Here is a 21,067-nt window from a genome sequence, read left to right on the forward strand (position 1 = left end):
CGGCGCCGGCAACCCGCCCCGGATTCTGTAGACACCGGATCACTATCTTTCGCCGGAGCCTTTCTTGTCAAGGGAAAACCTGACCAGGCGCAGATCTGCGCCGGTCCCTCTCCCTCATATGAGAGGGGGCGCACAGCCATCGTCTGTATCAGGCGCGGTGCCTGATGTTCGACGCAAGGACGATACTGTTTCAGCGTCACATCAGGTCGTAAAGGTTAAGATAATACCACTTTATCCTTTGGATAACCATATCCTGGACGAATTATGTTACTCTTCCCGTTCTGGACAATGAGGTCACTGCAACAAAATAACACCAGCAGGGAGCTTTCATGATTTTTTTTGCTATTCTCTTTAAAGGCATAGTCTGGATCGTCATCCTTCGTTCCGCGCTTAAAAGTGATGGAACAGGGATGTTGCTGCGTGCTGCGGCCGTCGCCGTGGCACTGACCGTGGTCGACAGGTTCAGCGTTGCAGCCAACCTGCGCCTTTCCGCGCATCTGCTCACCCTGTTTCTGTACCTGGTCATGTCTTTCAGCCTCATTCCCGTCGCATGGAAGATCCGAAACGGCCTCTTCTCGCTGGCCTGCGGCGTGGTGGGGACGCTGGGCGCGCTGGCCGGGGTGAATTTCGCCATGGATCTTATGCGTGGCCTGGTTCCGCTTCTGAACCGCTAGCCCCCCTGACATCGTTTGATATACTGCTCCGGTCATTGCCGGGAATGGAGGAAGCCATGCGTTGTGCCGCATCGTTGTTACTGCTCGCTCTCGTCGCCCTGCCGGTGTCGGGCTGGTCTGCGTCGGACCAGGTCCACCTTGCCAAGGGGCAAACCGTGTACGTCCCGGTCTACTCCAACGTGTTCACCGGGCCGCGCAGCCTCCCTTACCAACTGGCCGCCACGCTCGCCATCAGGAACACGGACATGGATTCCTGGCTGCGCATTACCGCCATCGATTACTACGACACCAGCGGAAAACTGCTGCGCCGCTACCAGGACAAGCCGCTCTCTCTGGCCCCCCTGGCGAGCACCTACGTCCATATCGAGGAGAAGGACGTGGCCGGCGGCTTCGGCGCCAATTTCATCGTGAAGTGGCAGGCCGACCGCACCATGAACGCGCCCATCATCGAAACCGTCATGATCGGCGCCACTTCCGGACAGGGGATTTCCTTCGTCAGCCCCGGACAGGTGATCCGTCCGGGCACCAGGTAGCCTGCCGCCGCACGCCCGTGCGGGAGGAGCAGCCGTGATTGCATCGGGGAACCGCCGGCCCAACCGCCCTGACCAGCCAGCGCAGCTTCAGGTCCCCTGGCACAGCCTCGAACCGGGTGAGGTCTTCACCCACCTGGAAAGCGGCCCGGCCGGGCTGGACCACGCCGAGGCCGCGCGCCGGCTCTCCCGCTTCGGCGCCAACGAGCTCACTGCCGCCAAGCCGCTCTCGCCCTGGCCCGTCTTTTTCCGGCAATTCAAAAACGTCCTCATCGTCATCCTGTTCGTCGCGGCCCTGCTGTCGGCTTTCCTGGGCCATGCCGTCGAGGCGGTCACCATTGCCGTCATCGTCGTTTTCGCGGCCTTGCTCGGCTTTTGGCAGGAGTATCGTGCAGAACGGGCGCTGGAGGCCTTGCGCCGCATGGCGGCGCCGGATGCCGCCGTACTGCGGGGGGGGGGCGAGGTGACGGTGCCAGCCCGGGACCTGGTGCCGGGCGACCTGCTCCTGCTGCGCCCCGGCGACCGGGTCCCGGCCGATGTCAGGCTCACCGAGGCCTTCAACCTGCAGCTCGACGAGGCGGCGCTGACCGGCGAGTCGCTCCCGGTGGAGAAGCAATCCGCGGTTGTCTTCTCCCAAGAAACCCCGCTTGCCGAACGGGCCAACATGGTCTACGCCGGCACGGTGGTGAGTTACGGCCGCGGTGCCGGGGTGGTGGTCGCCACCGCCATGCAGACCGAGTTCGGCAGCATCGCCCGGATGATCTCCGGCATCGAGACCGGCAGGACCCCGCTGCAGGAAAACCTGGATCGGGTGGGCAACCTGCTGGCCCGTGCCGCCTTGGTCGCGGTCGCCGTCATCGTCGCCGCCGGCCTTTTGCGCGGCGAACCGTTCATCGAGATGCTGCTCTTCGGCATAGCGCTCGGCGTTGCCGCGGTCCCCGAGGCCCTTCCCGCCGTGGTCACCATCTCGCTGGCCCTGGGCGTGCAGCGCATGGTCAAGCGCCACGCCCTGATGCGGCGCCTGGCCGCGGTGGAAACCCTGGGGAGCACCACGGTGATCTGCTCGGACAAGACCGGCACCCTCACCAGGGACGAGATGACCGTGCGCAGCCTGTACTGCGCCGGTGCATGGTACGAGGTCTCCGGCGCCGGCTACGGTCCCGAAGGGGAGTTTTCTCACCAGGGGAGGGGGGGGGGGGCCTCTGGCGCGCTCGTCGAGTTGCTGCGCGTGGGCGTTCTGGCGTGCGACGCCCGGGTGGTTTGGGACGAGGCTTCCGGGCGCTTTTCCGCGCAGGGGGATCCTACCGAGGCGGCCCTCGTGGTTGCCGCCACCAAGGCGGGGCTGTCCCAGTCCGAGCTCGTCGCCCGCTACCCGCGCCTGGACGAGATCCCCTTCAGCTCGGAGCGCAAGCGCATGACCACGCTGCACGGCGAAGGCCCCGACCTGGTCGCCTGCGCCAAGGGGGCTCCCGAGGTGATCCTCTCCGCCTGTTCCACCCAACTGCCGGGGGAGGGGAATGGCTCCGAAGGTGCCTGTCCCCCTGGAGACGGTGAGTGCCCCCTTGACGAGGCGTCGCTGGCGCGCATTGTCGAGGCCGCTGGCGAGATGGCCGCCAAGGCGCTGCGAGTGCTGGCCGTCGCGCGCAAAAGGGGCACCGACCGCGCCGGTGCCGAGAGCGGCATGACCTTTCTCGGCCTGGTCGGCATGATCGATCCGCCCCGTCCCGAGGCCCGCGCCGCCATCGGCGTCTGCCGGGAGGCGGGCATCCGCCCGGTCATGATCACCGGGGACCATCCGGTCACCGCCGCTGCCGTGGCGCGCGAACTGGGGCTCCTGGAGCAGGGGCGCGTCGTCACCGGCGCCGAGCTGGAGGCGATGGACGACGCGACGCTGGAACGCGAGGTCGCCGACATCCGGGTCTACGCGCGGGTCTCCCCGGCGCACAAGCTCCGGGTCGTCGCCGCCCTGCAAAAAAATGGCGAGGTGGTCGCCATGACCGGCGACGGCGTCAACGATGCCCCGGCGCTCAAGAAAGCAGACATCGGCATCGCCATGGGGATCACCGGCACCGCGGTCAGCAAGGAGGCCGCCGCCATGACCCTGACCGACGACAACTTCGCCTCCATCGTGGCCGCGGTGGAAGAGGGAAGGGCCATCTTCGGCAACATCAAGAAGTATCTGATGTACCTGCTCTCCTCCAACATCGGCGAGATCGGCCTGATGATGGGTGCCATGCTGGTCGGGCTGCCGCTGCCGCTGGGCGCCGTGCAGGTCCTGTACGTGAACCTTGCCACCGACGGTCTGCCGGCCCTGGCGCTCGCGGTCGACCCGGCCGAACCCGATCTCATGCGGCGTCCCCCCAGGGACGCCACCCGCGGCATCTTCAGTCGCACCGTGGTGTCCTTGATCCTCGTGGGGGGAGCCTGGACCGGGCTGGTGAACCTGGCCCTTTTCGCCTGGGCCCGCGCGTCCGGCTGCTCGGACGCCGAGGCCATGACCATGACCTTCGTGGCGCTGGTGCTGATCCAGTTTTTCAACGCCTACAACTTCCGCTCGGACCGCGACTCCATCTTCAGGCGCCCCTTCGCCAACAGGTGGCTGAACCGCGCCGTGCTCTGGGAGATCTGCCTGCTGCTGGTGGTGGTCTACCTGCCGGTACTGCAACGCCCCTTCGGCACCTTCTCCTTGACACCCCTCGACTGGGGCGTCATCATCCTTGCTTCGGGATCGATCGTGCCGGTCCTGGAGCTGGCCAAGTGGTATGTGCGGCGCCGCGGCGCCGCTGGAATATAAAGTGAGGTTTCATGGATTTTCACGCTCTACGTGACATCGTCGTTCTCTTCGGCCTGGCCCTCTTCACCGTCGTGGTCTTGCGCAGGTTCAAGTTCCCCTCCATCATCGGCTTTTTGATCACCGGGGTCCTCGCCGGCCCCTATGCCCTGGGCTTCATCAGGAACACCCACCAGGTCGAGCAGATGGCCGAGTACGGCGTGGTGCTCCTTTTGTTCACCATCGGCATCGAGTTGTCCCTGAAGGAACTCATGCGCATCCGCCAGATGGTGCTCCTGGGGGGCGGTCTGCAGCTCGTGCTCACCATCGCCGCCGTCGCCGGACTGGGGGCCGTCGGGGGATTCCCGCTGTCCCAGGCCGTCTTCTTCGGCTTCCTGGTGGCGCTCTCCTCCACCGCCATCCTGATGAAGCTGATGATGGACGCCGGCGAGATGGACACGCCGCAGGGGAAGGCGGCGCTCGGCATCCTCATCTTCCAGGACCTCTGCATCGTCCCCCTGATGCTCTTCACCCCCTTTCTCGCCGGCGGCGGCAAGGGGCTGGCCGACATCGCCCTCGTCTCCGCCAAGGCGGCAGTCGTCATCGTCGGCGCTCACTACGGGGCGCGCTTCCTGGTTCCCTGGCTCTTCGAGCAGGTGGTCAAGACCAGGAGCCGCGAACTTTTCGTGCTCTCCATCATCTTCATCGGGCTGGGGACCGCGTGGCTCACGGCCCAGGTCGGGCTCTCACTGGCCCTGGGCGCCTTCATCGCCGGCCTTGCCATCTCTGAATCCGAATACAGCCACCAGGCGCTCAGCGACATCATGCCCTTCCGCGAGGCCTTCATGAGCCTCTTTTTCATCTCGGTCGGCATGCTGCTGAAGCCCGCCATCCTGTTCAAGTTCCCGCTGCTTTTGCTCGGCCTGGTGCTTTCCATCATCGTGGTCAAGGCGCTGCTCACCTCGGCTGTCGGCAGTGCCCTCGGCCTTCCCATGCGCATCGCCATTATCGCCGGGCTCTCTCTGGCTCAGATCGGGGAATTCTCCTTCGTCCTCTCTCGCAGCGGGTTGAAGTACGGCCTGCTCACCCCGGAGACCTATCAGCTCTTTCTGGGGGCTTCCATCGCGACCATGGCACTCACCCCGCTGTGCATGAAGGTGGCGGGGCCGGTGGCGGATTTCCTGACCGCCACGCTGCCGCACTCCTGGACCCGCGGCCGCAGCAGCCTGGCGCAAAACGGCGACAAGGTCGGCCTTAAGGATCATGTCATCATCGTGGGGTACGGCGTCAACGGCAAGAACCTGGCGCGCACCCTGAAGAACCTGGAGATCCCGCGCGTCATCATCGAGACCAACCCCTTCACGGTGCGCAGTCTGAGAAAAGATGGGGAGGAGATCATCTTCGGCGACGCCTCGAAACCCGAGATCCTCGAACACGCCGGGATCCACGACGCCCGCATCGTGGTGGTCGCCATCTCCGACGCCGCGGCCAGTCGCCGCATCGCCGCCCAGGCAAGGTCGATGCACCCTTCCATCCACGTCATCGTGCGCACCCGCTACCTGCTGGAAATGGAGCCCCTGTTCCGGCTCGGGGTGAACGAGGTGATCCCCGAGGAGTTCGAGACCTCGGTGGAGATCCTGTTCCGCGTGCTGAAGCGGTTTTTGATCCCGCAGGACGTCATCGAAGACTGCATCGCCGAGGTCAGGCGCGACGGCTACGACATGCTGCGCAGCGTGAGCAAGCGCCACAGCCACGCCGTCGGCATCGCCGGCTTTCTTTCCGGTGCCGAGATCGGCAGCTTCAGGGTACGCAGGAACGCGCCCATCGAGGGGGAGCGGCTCAGGGGAGGGATGTTGCGGTCACGATCCGGTGCCACCGTGGTGGCCGTCAAGAGGGGAGACGACATTGCCGCCAACCCGGACCCGGTCTGGGAGTTTTTGGAGGGGGACATCGCGCTTCTCCTGGGCACCCCCGAACAGATGCGCGCCGCGGCCAGGCTGTTCGAGCCGGCCTGAGGCGGCATCTTCCCTCACCCGGCCTGCGGCCACCCTCTCCCGGAGGGCGAGGGTGCAACCGCCATCCAGGCCGTTCCGTCCACGCCCCCTCTCCCTCCGGGAGAGGGCCGGGGTGAGGGCTGGGTTCAGGGCATTGGGAATTGCCTTCAGATAAACGTTTTTCTGCCGAAAAAGCTAAAATGTATCGCGCTCAACCAAACCACCAGCGAAAGGAGTTCTCGCATGCAAGTTAAAGAAAAGAATATCCTTTGCCCCCAGAACATATGCGAGATGGAGGCGCTCCCCATGGACGCCGAAGGCCTGGTCAAGGATTTCGCACACCACTACTTCCACCACCTGGGACGGGACAAGTTCTGCCGCAACATCCGCTACCACTACCAGGCCATCGCCTATACCATCCGCGAGCGCCTGATCGAACGCTGGAACAACACCCGCTATGCCTACATCAATGCCAATACCAAGACCGGCTACTACCTTTCCCTCGAATTCCTGATGGGGCGGGCGCTGGGCAACGCGGTGCTCAACCTCGGTCTCGATGAACCGGCCGCGGAGGCGATGCAGCAGCTCGGGCTGCACCTGGAGGAACTGGCCGACCAGGAGATCGACGCCGGTCTGGGTAACGGCGGTCTCGGCCGCCTGGCTGCCTGCTTCCTGGACAGCTGCGCCACTTTGCAACTGCCGGTGATGGGGTACGGCATCCGCTACGAGTACGGCATGTTCCGCCAGCGCATCGAGGACGGGCGCCAGGTCGAGGAGCCCGATCACTGGCTGCGCGACGGCAACCCCTGGGAGATGGAGCGCCCCGAGTATACCCAGCGGGTCCGCTTCGGCGGGCGCTGCGAAACCAGGCGTAACGACGACGGCACGATAAGCTACTGCTGGCTCGACACCCACGAGGTGCTTGCCGTTCCCTACGACCTCCCCATCCCCGGCTACCGCAACGGGACCGTGAACACGTTGAGGCTTTGGAAGGCCGCCGCCACCGACGTCTTCGACCTGGAGGAATTCAACGCCGGGAGCTACACCGAGTCGGTCGCAATGAAAAACGAGGCCGAAAACATCACCATGGTGCTCTACCCCAACGACGCCAGCGAAAACGGCAAGGCGCTCAGACTCAGGCAGCAGTACTTCCTCGCCTCGGCGAGCCTGCAGGATGTTCTGCAGCGCTGGATCTCCCGTCAGGGCAAGACCTTCGAACACTTCGCCGAGCGTAACTGCTTCCAGCTGAACGACACCCACCCCAGTTGCGCCGTCCCCGAACTGATGCGCCTGCTCATGGACGAGCAGGGGCTCTCCTGGGACGAGGCGTGGCAGATCACCACCCGTACCATGGCCTACACCAACCACACCCTGCTCCCTGAAGCGCTGGAGAAGTGGTCCGTGCCGCTGTTCAGGCAGCTTTTGCCGCGGCTTTTGGACATCATCCTGGAGATCAACGCCCGCTTCCTGGGCGAGGTCGCCAGCCGCTGGCCCGGCGACGGCGAGCGCCTGCGCAACATGTCCATCATCGAGGAAGGGGAGGTGCAGCAGGTACGCATGGCCTACCTCGCCATCGTCGGCAGTTTCTCGGTGAACGGCGTGGCCGCCCTGCACTCGGAACTGCTGGTGCAGGGGCTGTTCCGCGACTTCTACGAGCTGTGGCCCGAGAAGTTCAACAACAAGACCAACGGCGTCACGCCGCGCCGGTGGCTGGCCCGCTGCAACCCCGGGCTCACCAGGCTGCTCGCCTCCCGGATTGGAGACGGCTTCGTGGCCGACCTCTCCAGGATTTCCGAGGCGCTTCCTTTTGCCGACGACCCGGAGTTCCGTAAGGATTGGCACGCAGTGAAACGGGCCAACAAGGAGCGGCTGGCGGCCCTGGTGCAGGAGCAGTGCGGCGTCACCTTCAACCCGGACAGTCTCTTCGACGTCCAGGTAAAAAGGATCCACGAGTACAAACGCCAGCTTCTGAACGTGCTGCACGTGATCCACCTCTACGACCGGATCAAGCGCGGCGACCTCGACGGTTGGACCGACCGCTGCGTGCTGATCGGCGGCAAGGCGGCTCCCGGTTACTACATGGCCAAGCTGATCATCAAGCTGATCAACAACGTGGCTCGCGTGGTCAACGAGGACCCGGTGGTGGGGGACCGGCTCAAGGTTGCCTTCCTCCCCAACTATCGCGTCACCGCCATGGAGGTAATCTGCCCCGGCACCGACCTCTCCGAGCAGATCTCCACCGCGGGCAAGGAAGCCTCCGGCACCGGCAACATGAAATTCATGATGAACGGCGCCATCACCATCGGCACCCTGGACGGCGCCAACATCGAGATCCGTGAGGAGGTGGGGGACGAGAACTTCTTCGTCTTCGGCCTCACCGCCGACGAGGTGGAACGGGAGCGGCGCACCTACAACCCCGCCGGCATCGTCGCCGCCGACCCCGACCTGGAGCGGGTCATGCAACTGCTCACCAGCGGACACTTCAACATGTTCGAGAAGGGTATCTTCGATCCCATCGTGAAGGCGATCATGAGCCCGCATGACCCCTGGATGGTCGCCGCCGATTTCCGCAGCTTCGTCAGGGCGCAGCGACAGGCTGCCGAGGCCTACCAGGACCGGGAGGCATGGGTGCGGATGAGCATCGTCAACAGCGCCAGGAGCGGCAAGTTTTCCACCGACCGCACCATCTCCGAGTACAACGACGGGATATGGCACCTCCGCGCAGTGGACCCGGAGGCGAAAGGCTAGCGCGCGGAGGGTGTTCAACTTCCCCTCAAGATTCCTTTGCGGTTGCCGATACGTCCAACAAAGTGTCGAGGATGGCGACGTGACAGCAGTAACTGATGCCGTCGCATGTCACGATCCGGTTGAGAGATAGATCCAGAAACCTCGGAGGAATACATGTCTACCGCGAATTTGCCGATCAAAAAGGGTGAGTCGAGCAGCGAACTGATCCAACTCGTGAGCTTCAACCTGGGCGCAGAAGAGTATGCCGTCGAGGTGCTGAAGGTGCGCGAGATCATCAGGATGACTCCCATCACCCACATACCCAACACCCCGCCCAGCGTGGAGGGGATCATCAACCTGCGCGGCAAGGTGATACCGATCATCTCGCTGAGGAGCAGGTTCGGCATGTGCTCCACCGACGATGACCAGCACACCAGGATCATGGTGATGGATATCGACGGCAAGCTCATGGGCTTCATCGTCGACGGCGTGTCCGAGGTGATCAGGATCTCCAGCGGCGAGATCCAACCCCCGCCCAGCATCGCCGCGGGCGGCGTTGACCAGGACTTCATCTGCGGGGTCATCAAGCATGGCGAGCAGTTGCTGCTCATGCTCCAGTTGGACCGCATGTTCACCAGCGCAGAGCAGGATGCCTTCGCCAGCTTCGGGTAGCTGTGCAGCGGGCAAAGGGTAAAGAACGAGGGGAGGTGGGCTGTAGCCTTCCTCCCCTTGCTGCGTCGTGTCACCACCTGTAAAGCTGTAAAGGAAATCGACGCATTTTGGCGAGAAAAGTGTCGGGAAGGTTTACAACTGCCGCGGGAGGCGTGGTTGAAATGCGGATCTCATGCAGGTAGTGCCGCGGGGCTTACGTCTGCGGCCTATTCATGGGAGGAGTGACGAAGCAGCGGCATAGCATTGCGTGGCACCGTCTATGCTTCTATCCTGATAAGTCGGCGGCGGTTCCTTTCTGGATGTGTTGCAGAGCACAGAATTTCCGCCGATGGAGGAGGTGGCCAGTATGGAATACTTAAGCTACGGCCACGAATGCATCATCTACATTGTCCTTATTTTAGTTCTTTGCCATCTGCTTCTGGATGTGCTGCCGGTGTGGTTCAGGCGTGCGCGCCACCTCCTGTTATCGGTGCCGGTCAGAATTACGGGCGGGCTCTTGATAATCATTATCGCGTTTTTCCTTCTGTAGGTGCTTTTGCTATGACATTGGACGGCAGGTAGTAACCAGCGCAGGTAGAAGGTGAAAAGGCCGGGATTGCTTCCCCGGCCTTTTTGCTTCTCTGGCGAGTCGCTCCATGCGCGTGGGGCGGCGGTGGTGAAGGCGGGCGAATGATTATTCGCCGCTACGAGGGCGGGGAAGGTCGCACGATTGTTACCCGGTGCGAGCTGCGGGCTGGTGAGGGTGGCAATGGAGGTCGAGCTTCAGGCGGCAGGATTCCTGGAGCAGGTCGCTTTTGGCCTTGGCACCGTACAGCTCCACCGACATGTCCTCGGCTCCCCCCAGGGTAAGCCGCAGGATGTCTTTGTCGAGCACGCAGTCGAGCTGCTGTACCACGGCGTTGCGGCGCCGGTCCAGGCCGTCGCACAACCTGAGGATGCCACCCAGCCGGGATACCAGGAGCTGGTCGGCAGCGGACAGCCGGGTGTACTCGTCGTGCTTTTTCTTGGGCATGGACTTGCGGTGGTAGCGGGCGATGTTGGCCATCAACTCACGCTCACGCGGGGTGAAGCCGAACAGGTCGGCGTGGCGAATCAGGTGGTAGGAATGCTTGTGGTGGCTGGAATAACTGATGAAGTAGCCGACGTCGTGCATGATGGCCGCTGCTTCCAAGAGCCTCGATTCCTTGTCGCTCCAGCCGTAACGCTTGGCAAGCGCCAGGAAGATCTGCCGTGACAGCCTGGCGACCTGCTGGGCGTGCCCTTCGTCGCTGTGGCAGGAGCGGGCGAATTCCAGGGCGCTGTCGCGCCAGGAACGCTGCTTCTTTTCCGGAAGCAGGTTGCGGCGGCGCAGGCCGCGCAGGATGAGCCCCTCGCGGATGCCGCGCTCGTTCACCTTCAGGTGGTTCACCTGGAAAAAATCCATCAGCTCGTCCACCGCGGTGACGCCGGCGACGATGATGTCGGAGCGGTCCGGGTTCAGCCCCGGCAGGGCGCGGCGCTCCTTGTCGCTCTTTCTGACCAGCATGGCCAGCAGGTGCACCAGTTCGGAGCGGAGCAGCTCGTAGCCGTGCAGGGAATCGAACTTCTCGCCCCTCGCCGCCGCCACCATGGCGGCTATGGAGGTGACGGTGCCCCCCGAGCCGACCAGGCACTGCATCCCGGTGCGCTCCCCGGTGTAGGCTGCCTTCAGGCTCTTGCGGACATGCTTGCGCAGTTTCTGGTGTTCGGTCTGCAGCACGGGATCGCTCTTCAGAAAGCTCTCGGTGAGAAAGACGGCGCCCAGTTCCAGCGACAGCATCTCCTCGGTGTGCGCCCCCAGGGCCGCGATGAGCTCGAGGCTGCCGCCTCCTATGTCGAAGATCAGGTGCCGTACCCCATCGAGTTCGAAGTTGTGCTGGGCGGAAAGGGCGGCCAGTTCCGCTTCCTCCTCGCCGCTGATCACCTCGATCTCCAGCCCGGTCTGCTCCTTAACGGCGGCAACCAGCTCGCGGCCGTTGCCCGCTTTGCGCACCGCGCTGGTCGCTACCGCCTCGATGGAGGTGACCCGGTAGCCGTCGATGATCTTCTTCTGGCGCGACAGCGCCTCGATGGCACGCTGCCACGCCGCGGGGGAGATGATCCCGGTCTGGTGCAGCCCTTCGCCCAGGCGCACCAGCACCTTCTCGTCGTCGAGGATCTTGTATTTGCCTTCCCCCGCTGTCTCGACGATGATGCTGCGGATCGAGTTGGTGCCGATGTCGATTGCGGCCAGCCGATTCTGTTTCAACGGCTACTCCTTGAGCATGATGGGATGCCGAGATTGTATCAGGACGGGACGGATTATGACAACCCGGGAGGGCGGGAGCGGTGACGCTAAGTCAGAGCCTTCAACACTGCCTTTCTCGCCTTCTTGAAACCCTTGCGCACCTTTTTGAGTGTTGCGTCTTCCAGTCCACTGACTTTCTTTTCCACCTTGGTGAGTACCTTGACCATGCGTTTCGAGCGCTTGTTGCCGAAATCATGCATCTGCAGCAAGGCGTTCTCGATCCTTTCCAGATCGGAGCCGAGTTTTCTGCCGCACTTCTCGGACATCTCCCCGGCGAAGCGGTCGCGGGTCGCCTGGGCCAGGTTTTCCACCTTTTCCCGCATACCCGTCACGCGCTGCTGCATGAGCTGCGCCGGCTCCTGCTGTTCGTCCTGCTCCATCCCGGCCAGTTCCCGGGCCTGCTGCAGTATGGAGGGGAGGTGGCGCCGGTTCACCCCGCGCACCTTGCTCAAACCTGCCTCTCCGGCCTGGGCGATCTTGGTGAAGCTGTCGAACCCCGCGTCGTACAGCCGTTTGCCCAGGATCGCGCCGACGCCTTTCAGCCGTCTGAAGTCTGCTGCCGACTGGACCATCTTTGACACTCCTTGTGCGTTGTGTGTGGGGACTGGCTCCGCAGGTACCTGTCCCTCTTGTTTGCCCCGGTGAGGGGACTCTGTTTGCCCGGCCTTATTTCCGGGTCAGCCTCCCTGGCGCAGGCGTTCGAGCGCCTTGGCCTTTGAGGTAACGATCCGGCCGGTTCCGGTAACAAGTTGCAGGAACAGCGGTTCGCCGCTGCCGCTGGCGCTTCTCTTAAACGATGCCGTCCCTCCTTTGGGGAGAGAGAGCGATGTCTCTTCGCCGAGGAGCGCCTGCGTCACCAGGCCCAGGTCCGGTTCGTGGCCGACCAGGGCGACCTCGGTTACCTGGGGGTAGAGCTTGAGCAACTCGTCGAGCTTTTCCGGGCGGAAGCCCGGCGAGAGCTGGGGCGCCACGACGAGTTCGCGCTTGTAACGCAGCTTTTCCGCCAGGATATCCGCGGTCTGGACTGCGCGCACCAGCGGGCTGGTCAGGATCAGGTCGGGCTCGATACCCAGCGTGGCGAGGCTCTTGGCCGCCTTGCGGAAGCGTCTTCTGCCGCGACGGGTGAGGTAGCGGTGCTCTTCGGGCACCTCGGGTGTTCTCTCAATGGCTTCCGCGTGTCTTACTATGTGGATGATCATCGGCGGCCCCCTGGATTAGGCAACGTTAAAGACTTTAACGAATCTGTTTCAAATTGCAACCGGCTGTCTTTACCGGTGTCCGACTGGGTGTGGCAAACGTGCCGTTGCCGGCCGACAGTCGCAGGGGCAATCGTGTGAGTGAGCGGGGCGAATTTGAGGAGAGGCGCCAACGAGGTGGAGAGGGGAGACTCTCCCAGTGGGGAAGGGCACTTCTATGACAATTGTCGAGAGAGGGCATCGCACTGAGCTAACGGTACGAGAGCATCTCCCTGCCGCAACCGGTGAGGAAGTCGAAGACCTCGCCGCGGCTGAAGATGAACCGGGGCATGTCCCGGTTCATCAGGTCCTCCAGGAAGTGCAGGGTGAAGGCGTCATCGCGCTTCAGTTCGTTCATGACAGCCGCCAGCAGCGGCAGGATGTCGTACAGGTCGTCCCGGTTGAACGGGGCGCTGTCGCCCGGACCGGAGAACTTGGCGTCGAACCTGGTCTCGGTAACCTTCGGGTACCTGTACTTCAGATCGGAGGCAAGGATGGTAACTCGCATGGCGTACTCCTAATGGCAGCCGCACCTTGAAGCGGTGCAGGCACTGCGGCAGGCAGGCTGTTGCTGTGCTGACTCGCCGTGCAGTTCATAGTTATCCAGAGAGGCTTTGGTGATGAACCATCCCTGGTCGGACAGGGTTCCCTGTAGCGCCTTCTGCTTGAGCAGCATGAGCACCCGGGTTTCGGTGGTAGAGAGTTCGATGGCAGCCTCGGCTGCGGTGACGTGTGCAATCCCGTCGATGATCTCGGTCATGGCAACTCCTCCTTGCATGCCGCTTTACATGGAGCATGCCATAGTCGGGTAAGGAGGTGGACCGTTGCATTTACGCTCACTTATCCGGGGGCGGTGCCGCTACGCCGCTGCTGGGAACTGCTCATTAAATAGCCATCCTGCCTGTTCGGAGGCATGTGCACAGATGAGGGGGGGGCGTTGGGGCGACCTTTGGTCGTGTACTTGGGAGCACAATGACTATGGAGGAAGGTAAGGGGGACAGGCACCTGCGGAGCCAGTCCCCGTAGAATATCTGAGTTGATAACAAGAGCCAGACATAGTAACCTGCACCCGTAATTCATCACGGTATCTGAGAGATTTTATGCCGACACAATTGCAGCTCCAGTCAGTGAACGGGCTGGTTGAAGCAGAACTGCCTTCGTTGGTGGAGATCTATAAGCATCTGCATGCCCGGCCCGAACTGTCCGGCCAGGAGCGTGCGACGGCCTCGCTGCTGGCCGGGGAACTGAAAACGCTTGGCTTCACGGTAACCGAGCACCTTGGCAGGTACAGCCGGTTCGACTGGCCCGGCTATGGAGTGCTGGCGGTACTGGAAAATGGGGCGGGCCCGACACTGCTGATGCGGGCGGACATGGACGCGCTGCCGGTGGAAGAGAAGACCGGGCTCCCCTATGCCAGTACTGCGCGGGCAATCTACCGGGACGGCGCCGAGGTCCCGGTGATGCACGCCTGCGGGCACGACGTGCACGTCTCCTGTCTGCTGGGCGCTGCACGGGTCCTTGCCCGCGCCAGGGGGTGCTGGGCCGGTACGCTGGTCCTGGTCGGCCAACCGGGAGAAGAGGGGGGTGACGGCGCCCAGGCGATGATCGACGACGGCGCCTACCGGCTCTGCCCGAAACCGGATTACGCCCTGGCCCTGCACAGCACCCTGTTCCTCAAGGCCGGAACTGCCGGGTACGCACCGGGCAACTTTCTCGCCAGCTTCACGGAGGTGGAGATCGTGGTGCGCGGCGTGGGGGCGCACGGTTCCGCGCCTGAGCACGGCAAGGACCCCGTGGTGATGGCGGCACAGGTGGTACTGGCCCTGCAGACCATCGTGAGCCGCGAGATCACCCCGCACGAACCGGCCGTGGTCACCGTCGGTTCCATTCACGGCGGCGCTGCGTGCAACGTGATTCCCGAAGAGGTGGTGCTGCAACTGAGCATCAGAAGTTACGACAACAGGGTGCGCGACAAGATCCTGGAGTCGGTTAAGCGCATCTGTGCCGGGGTGGCCCTTGCCGCCGGCGTTCCCGAGGAGCGCTCCCCGATTGTCTCCGTGCTCGCCTGCCATCCGGCGACATATAACGATCCGGCCCTCGCGGAGCGGGTGGCCGAAGCGCTGCGAGGCGCGATCGGTGCGGACAACGTGGTGCGCTCGGCGGCGAAGATGGTGAGCGAGGATTTCGGTTCCTGGGGGCTTGGCGGTGAGATCCCGATCTGCATGTTCTGGCTGGGAGCAGCCGATCCCGTTCTTTTCGAAGAGGGGCAGCGCCAGGGGGTGTCGCTGCCGTCGCAGCATTCGCCGCTGTACGCGCCGCTGCCGGAGCCGACGCTGCGGGCAGGAGTCAAGGCCTTGGTCGGCGCTGCCTGCGACCTGCTTCCGGCGGGGTAAGCAGGGGGGGGACTAGCAGAAGGGACAGGCTCCGTCCGGTGCCTGCCCCTTTAGCGGAACGCTTCAATTCAGCTCATCCAACTTCTGCAAGCCAAGGGGGACAGGCACCTGGCGGAGCCTGTCCCCTTACGATCAGCGGTCATCGCCCCGCTGCAAGGCTCGCCCGCCCGGGGATTCCCCGCGTCCACCGGATTCGCCGCGTCCGCGGCCCTGTCCCGGCTCGGACTCCCGTACTGGCCGTGCGGGCTCCGCAGGCTCGGCCCGGGGCGCCGGTGTTACTGCCGGGGGCGTCGGTGCGACCCGCGGCTTCTCGACCCGCGGCGTGACGGGGCGCACCGGAGCGGCCGGCACTGCCGGCGTTGTTGCCGGTGCCTTCACTGCAGGCACTGCTGCCGGAGCGTGGGGTGCTGCGCCCCGAACCACAGGAGCTGCTGTCGCAGGCGCCGGTGCAGTCGTGGCTGCGGGAGGCTCAGCACCGGGGCGGTTCATCGGGCGCGGTATCCTGCGCCGGTTTTCACCTCTGCCCTCGCCTTTGCCGGTGCGGCCCGCCGGTTCCTTGGTTGCGGCAGGTGCCGGCTGCTGGGGGGCAGGCTGAACCTGGGACTGCTCTTTAGGCTGGGTCGGCGCCGGCTGACGCTGTGCAGCAGGCGGGGGCGTACCCGGCTTGGCCGGCGTGGTCGCGGGGGCAGGTACGCCAGGCGCGGGCACCGTATCACGCCGATTCCAGGGCTCCCTGCGTCGCTCTATTGCCGGTTGCCCCTTCCCTGGGCGCACTTGCTCCACCTTGCCCGGGCGCTGCTGTTCTACCCTGCCGGGGCGCGGCTGCTCAAGCCTCGGGCTGCGCGGTTCTACCCGCACCGGCGGCATCCTCCCCTCGTCCCTGTGACGCCTGGTCTCCACGCGCAGTTGCTCACGATACCGTCGGGTGTCGCGCTGCACCACGCGCTCATTGATGGTGATGGTGGCGGCGCGCCTGTTGATGTAGATACCGCGGTTGTCGCGAGCGTAGGGGCGTGAGCGATTGATCCATCCGCCGCCGCGCCAACCGTGGTAGTAGACCCTGCGCTCGCGCCAGTTGCAGTCGCGGTTCAGCCACGGCCCGATGGCGAAACCGACGCTGAAGGTGATGAAGGGGGAACTGGGGTAGTAGCGGTCCACGTAGACGACGGTGGGGTCGTACACGGGCACGTAGACGTACTCCGGACGCGCCGGTACGATGCGGATCATGTCACCGTCGAAGAAGACCTGTTGCTGCCTGGTCGAGAACAGGTTGCCCTGGTCGTAGGCGAAGCGGCGCAGCCTCTGGATGGCGTCCATCACGTCCTGGGGCTGCTCGATGTAGGCCTGACCCACCGACGCGGTCCACTGGTACTCTCGGTCCATCATGTACAGTATCTGCGGATAATGAGCTATTGCGCGTACGCTGAAGTCCCAGGGCTGGTAGTCGATGCGCGGGGTGTCACCGTAGAGCCGGACGAAGTTGGCGGCATCGTGGATCTGGTCCACGTAGGTTGCCGCCGGTAGTATCTGGGCTATCAGCGGGTCCGGGTACAGTGCGATCCGGGCCAGCAGGTCGTCCAGTTCCTCGGGGTAGAGGAGGTAGTCCTCCTGATAGCCGTCCTGGTCGGACATCTGGTAGTAACCCGGCTCCGATTGTGCCTGAACCGGCGCGGTAGTGACAGCAATCGGAAGCAATACTGTCATTAGCAGGATGATCAATAACCTTTTCATAGCTTTCTCCTAAAGCTGCGTTGCCTTTAGCCACCGCTCCAGTCTAGCAGAAGGCGTCAGGCATGGCAAAACGGACGGGCGCTGCGCCAGGCGCGTCAGCAGGCGGCCCGCATCTCGATGATCTTGGCGTGCAGCCCCTCCATGTCGAAGGGCTTCTGGATGTAGTGCAGTTCCCGATCGGCGCTGATGCCACACTTGGCGATGATGTCGGACGAATAGCCGGTCATGAACAGCACCTTAGTCTCCGGGCGCAGGTCCGTTATGCCCCGTGCCATGTCCAGACCGTTCATTTCCGGCATGATCACGTCGGAGAGCACCAGGTCGATGTCGTGGCTTGGTTCACCGCAGATGGAGAGGGCGACGTGCGGGGTTGCCGCCTGTATCACCCGGTAGCCGATCTTCTCCAGCATCTGGGTCGCCATGGCCCGCAGCATGTCGTCGTCCTCGACCACCAGGACCGTGCCGGTGCCGCACAGCGCGGCAGGAACGTTATGAACGGCAGGGAGCGCCTCCCCGGTCAGGCTGGGGAGGTAGATACGGAAGGCTGTGCCCTGCCCGGGCTCGCTCTCAACGTCGACGAAGCCTCCGTTCTGGGTCACGATGCCGTACACCGTGGCCAGCCCGAGACCTGTGCCTCTTCCCACCTCCTTGGTGGTGAAGAACGGCTCGAAGATCCGTTTCACCAGTTCCCGGTCCATCCCGGTCCCGGTATCTATGACGCTCAGGCAGGCGTACGGGCCGGGCTTGGCGTCCAGTCGGTAGTCGCAGAACTCTTCGTTCACCACAACGTTCTCGGTCTTTATGGTGAGCATCCCCCCGTCGGGCATGGCATCCCTGGCATTCACGGCGAGGTTCATGAGGATCTGGTCCACCTGCGACGGGTCGATCTTCACCGTCCACAGCGCGGGGTCCGGACTGAAGTTGAAGCGGACCTCCTCGCCGATGAGGCGGCTCAGCGTCTTCTCCGTTTCCAGGCAGTGCTCGTTCAGGTTCACGGCCCTCGGCGAAATGATTTCCTTGCGGGAGAAGGCGAGCAGCTTGCGTACCATGTCGCGGGAGCGTTCGCCGGCCTTGATGATCTCGTGCAGGTAGATCCACAGCGGGGTGGCTTCGGCTGTTTCCAGTTGGCCCAGCTGCGCGTAGCCCAGCATCACGCTGAGCATGTTGTTGAAGTCATGTGCTACGCCCCCCGCCAATTGTCCGATCGACTCCATCTTCTGCGAGTGCCTGAGTTGTGCCTCGATCTTTCTGTGCTCGGTGATGTCGATGCCGAAGCAGAGGGTGCCGATGCGGACCCCTTTCTCGATGATGGTGCTGTTGCGCCAGGAGATGGTGCGCATCGCCCCGGCCTTGGTCACGATCTGTCCTTCGCAGGCATCCATGCGCTGGGTGTCCTTGCCCTGTGGCGGAGCGACGCACATCTTGTAAAAGGCCTCCGCTCCCATCACCGTCTCGAACCAGTTTTGGCCGGCCAGTTCCTCCTGGCTGTAGCCGGTCACCTCCTCGGCGGTCCTGTTGAAGAGGGTTACTTTTCCCTTGAGGTCGAGCCCGAGGATAATGACGCTGGCGGCCTGAATCAGGTTCTCGGTGTACTCCTTGGCCGACCGGAGCGCCTCCACGGCCATCCTGCGCTCTGTAATGTTGACTATGGAAAGGACAGTGCCGGCGATGCGCTTTTCCTGGTACACCGGGGTCGCGCCGCAAGCGATGGTGACCGTGCTGCCGTCCTTGCATAGAAGGTCTGCTTCGAAGTGGACCAGGTCCTCGGCCCCCGTGGCCACAAGGTGCAACTGCTTGATCACCATGTCCCGTGACTCCGGGCACACCAGTTCCGGGAGCCCCTTACCCAAAAGCTCTTCCGCGGTGTAACCGCTGGTCTCGGTGCAGCGCCCGTTGAGCATGCCGATGGTGCCGTCCAGGTTGAGGACGATGAGGGCATTGGCGCTACTCTCCATCACTTTTCTGAGAAAGTCGTAGGAGTCCCGCAACTGGCGGTTAGCGCGGTTGATGGCGCGGAAGGGAAGCAGTATGAACACGATGACGGCGATGCTGAGCCCGATAATGCCTACCAGAAGGGATTTCTTGAGGATGGGGCGCAGGGAGCGGCTGATCTCGACGCTGCCGATTACCTTGTCACCGTAGTGAATGGGCTGTGAGCGTAGAATTACCGGTGCATCAGGATGGTCCCCCCTGACCGCCAGTTCGTTCCCCAGCGCATCGAGGATGCGGTGCTTTTCTTTCTGCGTCGGGTTGTGCTGGGAGAGCAGGGCGTCCAGGCGGTGCGCTTCGCTGTGCCAGGACCCGGGGACCAGGTCGCCGAGACCGGAAATGATCCCTGCGTTTATTTCGGCCTCGGTCTCAAGACTGCCGACGGCGTATTGATAGCTGATGGCGAAATAGCCGAGAGGAAAGAAGAGAGCTACGAAGAAGGCGAGTAAAACTGTGCAGTTGGCGGTGAAGTGGACTGTTTGCTTCTCAGAACCAGTCATGGCAAGCGCTCCTTGCGCAGCAACCAAATCAGGATCTCGTGCTTTGGCGATAAGGCCGCGGCCAACTGCCTCGATCACCAGCGACGCAAATTAGCATCATTTTAGGAAAAAGAGAAGAACATTGTACGCCTTTCACCTAAAAACATTCATCCGTGTTACCACGGTAAACCGCTAACAAGGAGAACATCTGAGGACATCTGAGGAATCCAGAAGCGGGAGACAATCAAATTTGGGGGTAAACCAAAACCGTTGTGGTTCAGATATTCCCGTTGTTCTCGGGTCTTCTCAGAAGTTCTCAGATTTCCTCCTTGTAAGGGTTTTGATTGTGCCTTTATGATGTATACGCGTCCGCGCTGGCAACAGGGGCCATATGCGTTGACAGCATCCGGGGAGTCTTGTATATATTGCCGTGTCACTGAATGGAAAATCGTGCTACTGCATTCTGCACGGCACCTGGAGGAAGATCATGCACATGGCGGACGCTCTGCTCTCGCCCACGGTAGGCGCGGCCATGTGGGCCGTATCCGCGGGTGGCGTCGCCCTTGGCTCGGCACGATTGTGCCGCGAGCGGGACGACCGCCTGGCTCCGCTCATGGGCGTGCTGGGGGGCTTCCTTTTCGCCGCGCAGATGATCAACTTCTCCATCCCCGGCACCGGGTCGAGCGGGCACCTGACCGGCGGGCTGCTCCTCGCCATCCTGCTGGGCCCCAGCGCCGCCTTCCTCACCGTCGCTTCCGTCCTGATGATCCAGGCCTTTTTCTTTGCCGACGGCGGCCTCCTTGCGCTTGGCTGTAACATCTTCAACCTCGGCATGATCCCGGCACTGCTGGTCTACCCGCTTTGTTACCGGAGGCTGATCGGTTCCGCACCGGGGCGCCGGCGCGAAGTGGCGGTGACCATGTTCTCGGCACTTTTAGCCATGCAACTGGGTGCCCTCTGCGTCGTCCTCGAGACGGCGGCCTCCGGCATCTCCGCGCTGCCGCTGGACAAATTCCTGCTCCTGATGCAGCCCATTCACCTGGTCATCGGCCTGGTGGAAGGGGCGGTGACGCTGGCCGTGGTCTCCTTCCTGCGCAAGGCCCGCCCCGAACTGCTGACGAGGGGAAGCGCCCCAGGCGCCGTCCCCGGCCGGGTTGTGCTCGCGTCTTTTCTGGTCTGCGCGGTGCTTGTCGCCGGCGGCCTGTCCCGCTTCGCCTCTGAAAACCCTGACGGGCTCGAGTGGTCCGTGGCCAAGGTTGCCGGGGCAACCTCCCTCTCCGAACACCGCACCGGCCTGGGCGGTTTCCTTGCTGCACTGCAGAAGAAGACCGCTCGCTTTCCCGAGTACCAAGCCGTTCCTGCCGCGGTGCCGGGCAGCGCATCCGCTTCGGCAACGACCGCCCCGCAGGCGAGTACTGTTGCGGGCAAGGGAAGTGCTGTCGCGGGTATCGTCGGCACCGTCGTCACCGTCTTGCTGGTTACCGGTGCAGCGTTCGTGCTGCGCAGGTCCAACCGGGCAGCGGTAGCACCCGAGGCGTAGCGCTGGCCGGACTTGGGCCGGCGAGGAT

The 21,067-nt window shown here is 63.4% G+C and carries 16 protein-coding genes; 9 read left to right on the forward strand and 7 right to left on the reverse strand.

Annotated elements, in window-relative coordinates; all coding sequences use genetic code 11:
- The first annotated feature begins 410 nt into the window (after nt 1-410).
- From JFN91_RS08050 to JFN91_RS08080, 7 genes are all read left to right on the forward strand, one after another.
- Nucleotides 411-674: a hypothetical protein gene (locus JFN91_RS08050; RefSeq protein ID WP_199388683.1), complete on the forward strand. Its 264-nt coding sequence runs from the start codon at nt 411-413 to the stop codon at nt 672-674.
- 56 nt (nt 675-730) lie between these two features.
- A complete protein-coding gene (locus JFN91_RS08055) occupies nt 731-1,207 on the forward strand; it encodes a DUF3124 domain-containing protein (RefSeq protein WP_199388684.1) in 477 nt (158 codons plus the stop codon).
- A gap of 34 nt (nt 1,208-1,241) precedes the next feature.
- The gene (locus tag JFN91_RS08060) at nt 1,242-3,998 is read left to right on the forward strand and encodes a cation-translocating P-type ATPase (protein WP_328746267.1); all 2,757 of its coding nucleotides are present in this window, start codon (nt 1,242-1,244) and stop codon (nt 3,996-3,998) included.
- An 11-nt stretch (nt 3,999-4,009) separates the two neighbouring features.
- Nucleotides 4,010-5,989, forward strand: coding sequence for a monovalent cation:proton antiporter family protein (locus JFN91_RS08065; protein ID WP_199388685.1), 1,980 nt, complete (start codon nt 4,010-4,012; stop codon nt 5,987-5,989).
- A gap of 222 nt (nt 5,990-6,211) precedes the next feature.
- Nucleotides 6,212-8,716, forward strand: a complete 2,505-nt coding sequence (locus tag JFN91_RS08070; protein WP_199388686.1) for a glycogen/starch/alpha-glucan phosphorylase — start codon at nt 6,212-6,214, stop codon at nt 8,714-8,716.
- A 153-nt stretch (nt 8,717-8,869) separates the two neighbouring features.
- Nucleotides 8,870-9,367: a chemotaxis protein CheW gene (locus tag JFN91_RS08075; protein ID WP_199388687.1), complete on the forward strand. Its 498-nt coding sequence runs from the start codon at nt 8,870-8,872 to the stop codon at nt 9,365-9,367.
- 346 nt (nt 9,368-9,713) lie between these two features.
- Nucleotides 9,714-9,896: a hypothetical protein gene (locus tag JFN91_RS08080; RefSeq protein ID WP_199388688.1), complete on the forward strand. Its 183-nt coding sequence runs from the start codon at nt 9,714-9,716 to the stop codon at nt 9,894-9,896.
- 183 nt (nt 9,897-10,079) lie between these two features.
- Here the strand turns inward: JFN91_RS08080 and JFN91_RS08085 are convergent, their stop codons facing one another.
- The 5 genes from JFN91_RS08085 to JFN91_RS08105 all read right to left on the reverse strand — a co-directional run bounded on the left by JFN91_RS08085 (nt 10,080) and on the right by JFN91_RS08105 (nt 13,667).
- A complete protein-coding gene (locus JFN91_RS08085; RefSeq protein WP_199388689.1) occupies nt 10,080-11,633 on the reverse strand; it encodes a Ppx/GppA phosphatase family protein in 1,554 nt (517 codons plus the stop codon).
- 86 nt (nt 11,634-11,719) lie between these two features.
- Nucleotides 11,720-12,244: a helix-hairpin-helix domain-containing protein gene (locus JFN91_RS08090; protein ID WP_199388690.1), complete on the reverse strand. Its 525-nt coding sequence runs from the start codon at nt 12,242-12,244 to the stop codon at nt 11,720-11,722.
- A 105-nt stretch (nt 12,245-12,349) separates the two neighbouring features.
- The gene (locus JFN91_RS08095) at nt 12,350-12,871 is read right to left on the reverse strand and encodes a SixA phosphatase family protein (RefSeq protein ID WP_199388691.1); all 522 of its coding nucleotides are present in this window, start codon (nt 12,869-12,871) and stop codon (nt 12,350-12,352) included.
- Nucleotides 12,872-13,118: 247 nt separating this feature from the next.
- Entirely contained in the window at nt 13,119-13,415 is a 297-nt protein-coding gene (locus tag JFN91_RS08100; protein WP_199388692.1) for a hypothetical protein, read from the reverse strand.
- Between the two features lie 9 nt (nt 13,416-13,424).
- Nucleotides 13,425-13,667 (reverse strand): hypothetical protein, encoded by a 243-nt coding sequence (locus tag JFN91_RS08105; protein ID WP_199388693.1) that lies wholly within the window; start codon nt 13,665-13,667, stop codon nt 13,425-13,427.
- A gap of 340 nt (nt 13,668-14,007) precedes the next feature.
- Between JFN91_RS08105 and JFN91_RS08110 the strand changes: the two genes are divergently transcribed.
- Entirely contained in the window at nt 14,008-15,300 is a 1,293-nt protein-coding gene (locus tag JFN91_RS08110) for an amidohydrolase (protein WP_199388694.1), read from the forward strand.
- 132 nt (nt 15,301-15,432) lie between these two features.
- Here JFN91_RS08110 and JFN91_RS08115 read toward each other — a convergent pair whose 3' ends face one another.
- Complete coding sequence (locus tag JFN91_RS08115; RefSeq protein WP_199388695.1) at nt 15,433-17,031, reverse strand: DUF3300 domain-containing protein; 1,599 nt, start codon at nt 17,029-17,031, stop codon at nt 15,433-15,435.
- A gap of 95 nt (nt 17,032-17,126) precedes the next feature.
- Nucleotides 17,127-19,520, reverse strand: a complete 2,394-nt coding sequence (locus JFN91_RS08120) for a hybrid sensor histidine kinase/response regulator (RefSeq protein WP_199388696.1) — start codon at nt 19,518-19,520, stop codon at nt 17,127-17,129.
- Nucleotides 19,521-19,986: 466 nt separating this feature from the next.
- On the opposite strand from JFN91_RS08120, the gene JFN91_RS08125 reads away from it, so the two are divergent.
- The gene (locus JFN91_RS08125) at nt 19,987-21,039 is read left to right on the forward strand and encodes an energy-coupling factor ABC transporter permease (RefSeq protein WP_199388697.1); all 1,053 of its coding nucleotides are present in this window, start codon (nt 19,987-19,989) and stop codon (nt 21,037-21,039) included.
- Nucleotides 21,040-21,067 lie beyond the last annotated feature (28 nt).

Source organism: Geomonas anaerohicana (genome assembly GCF_016458305.1).
Taxonomy (GTDB): Bacteria; Desulfobacterota; Desulfuromonadia; order Geobacterales; family Geobacteraceae; genus Geomonas; species Geomonas anaerohicana.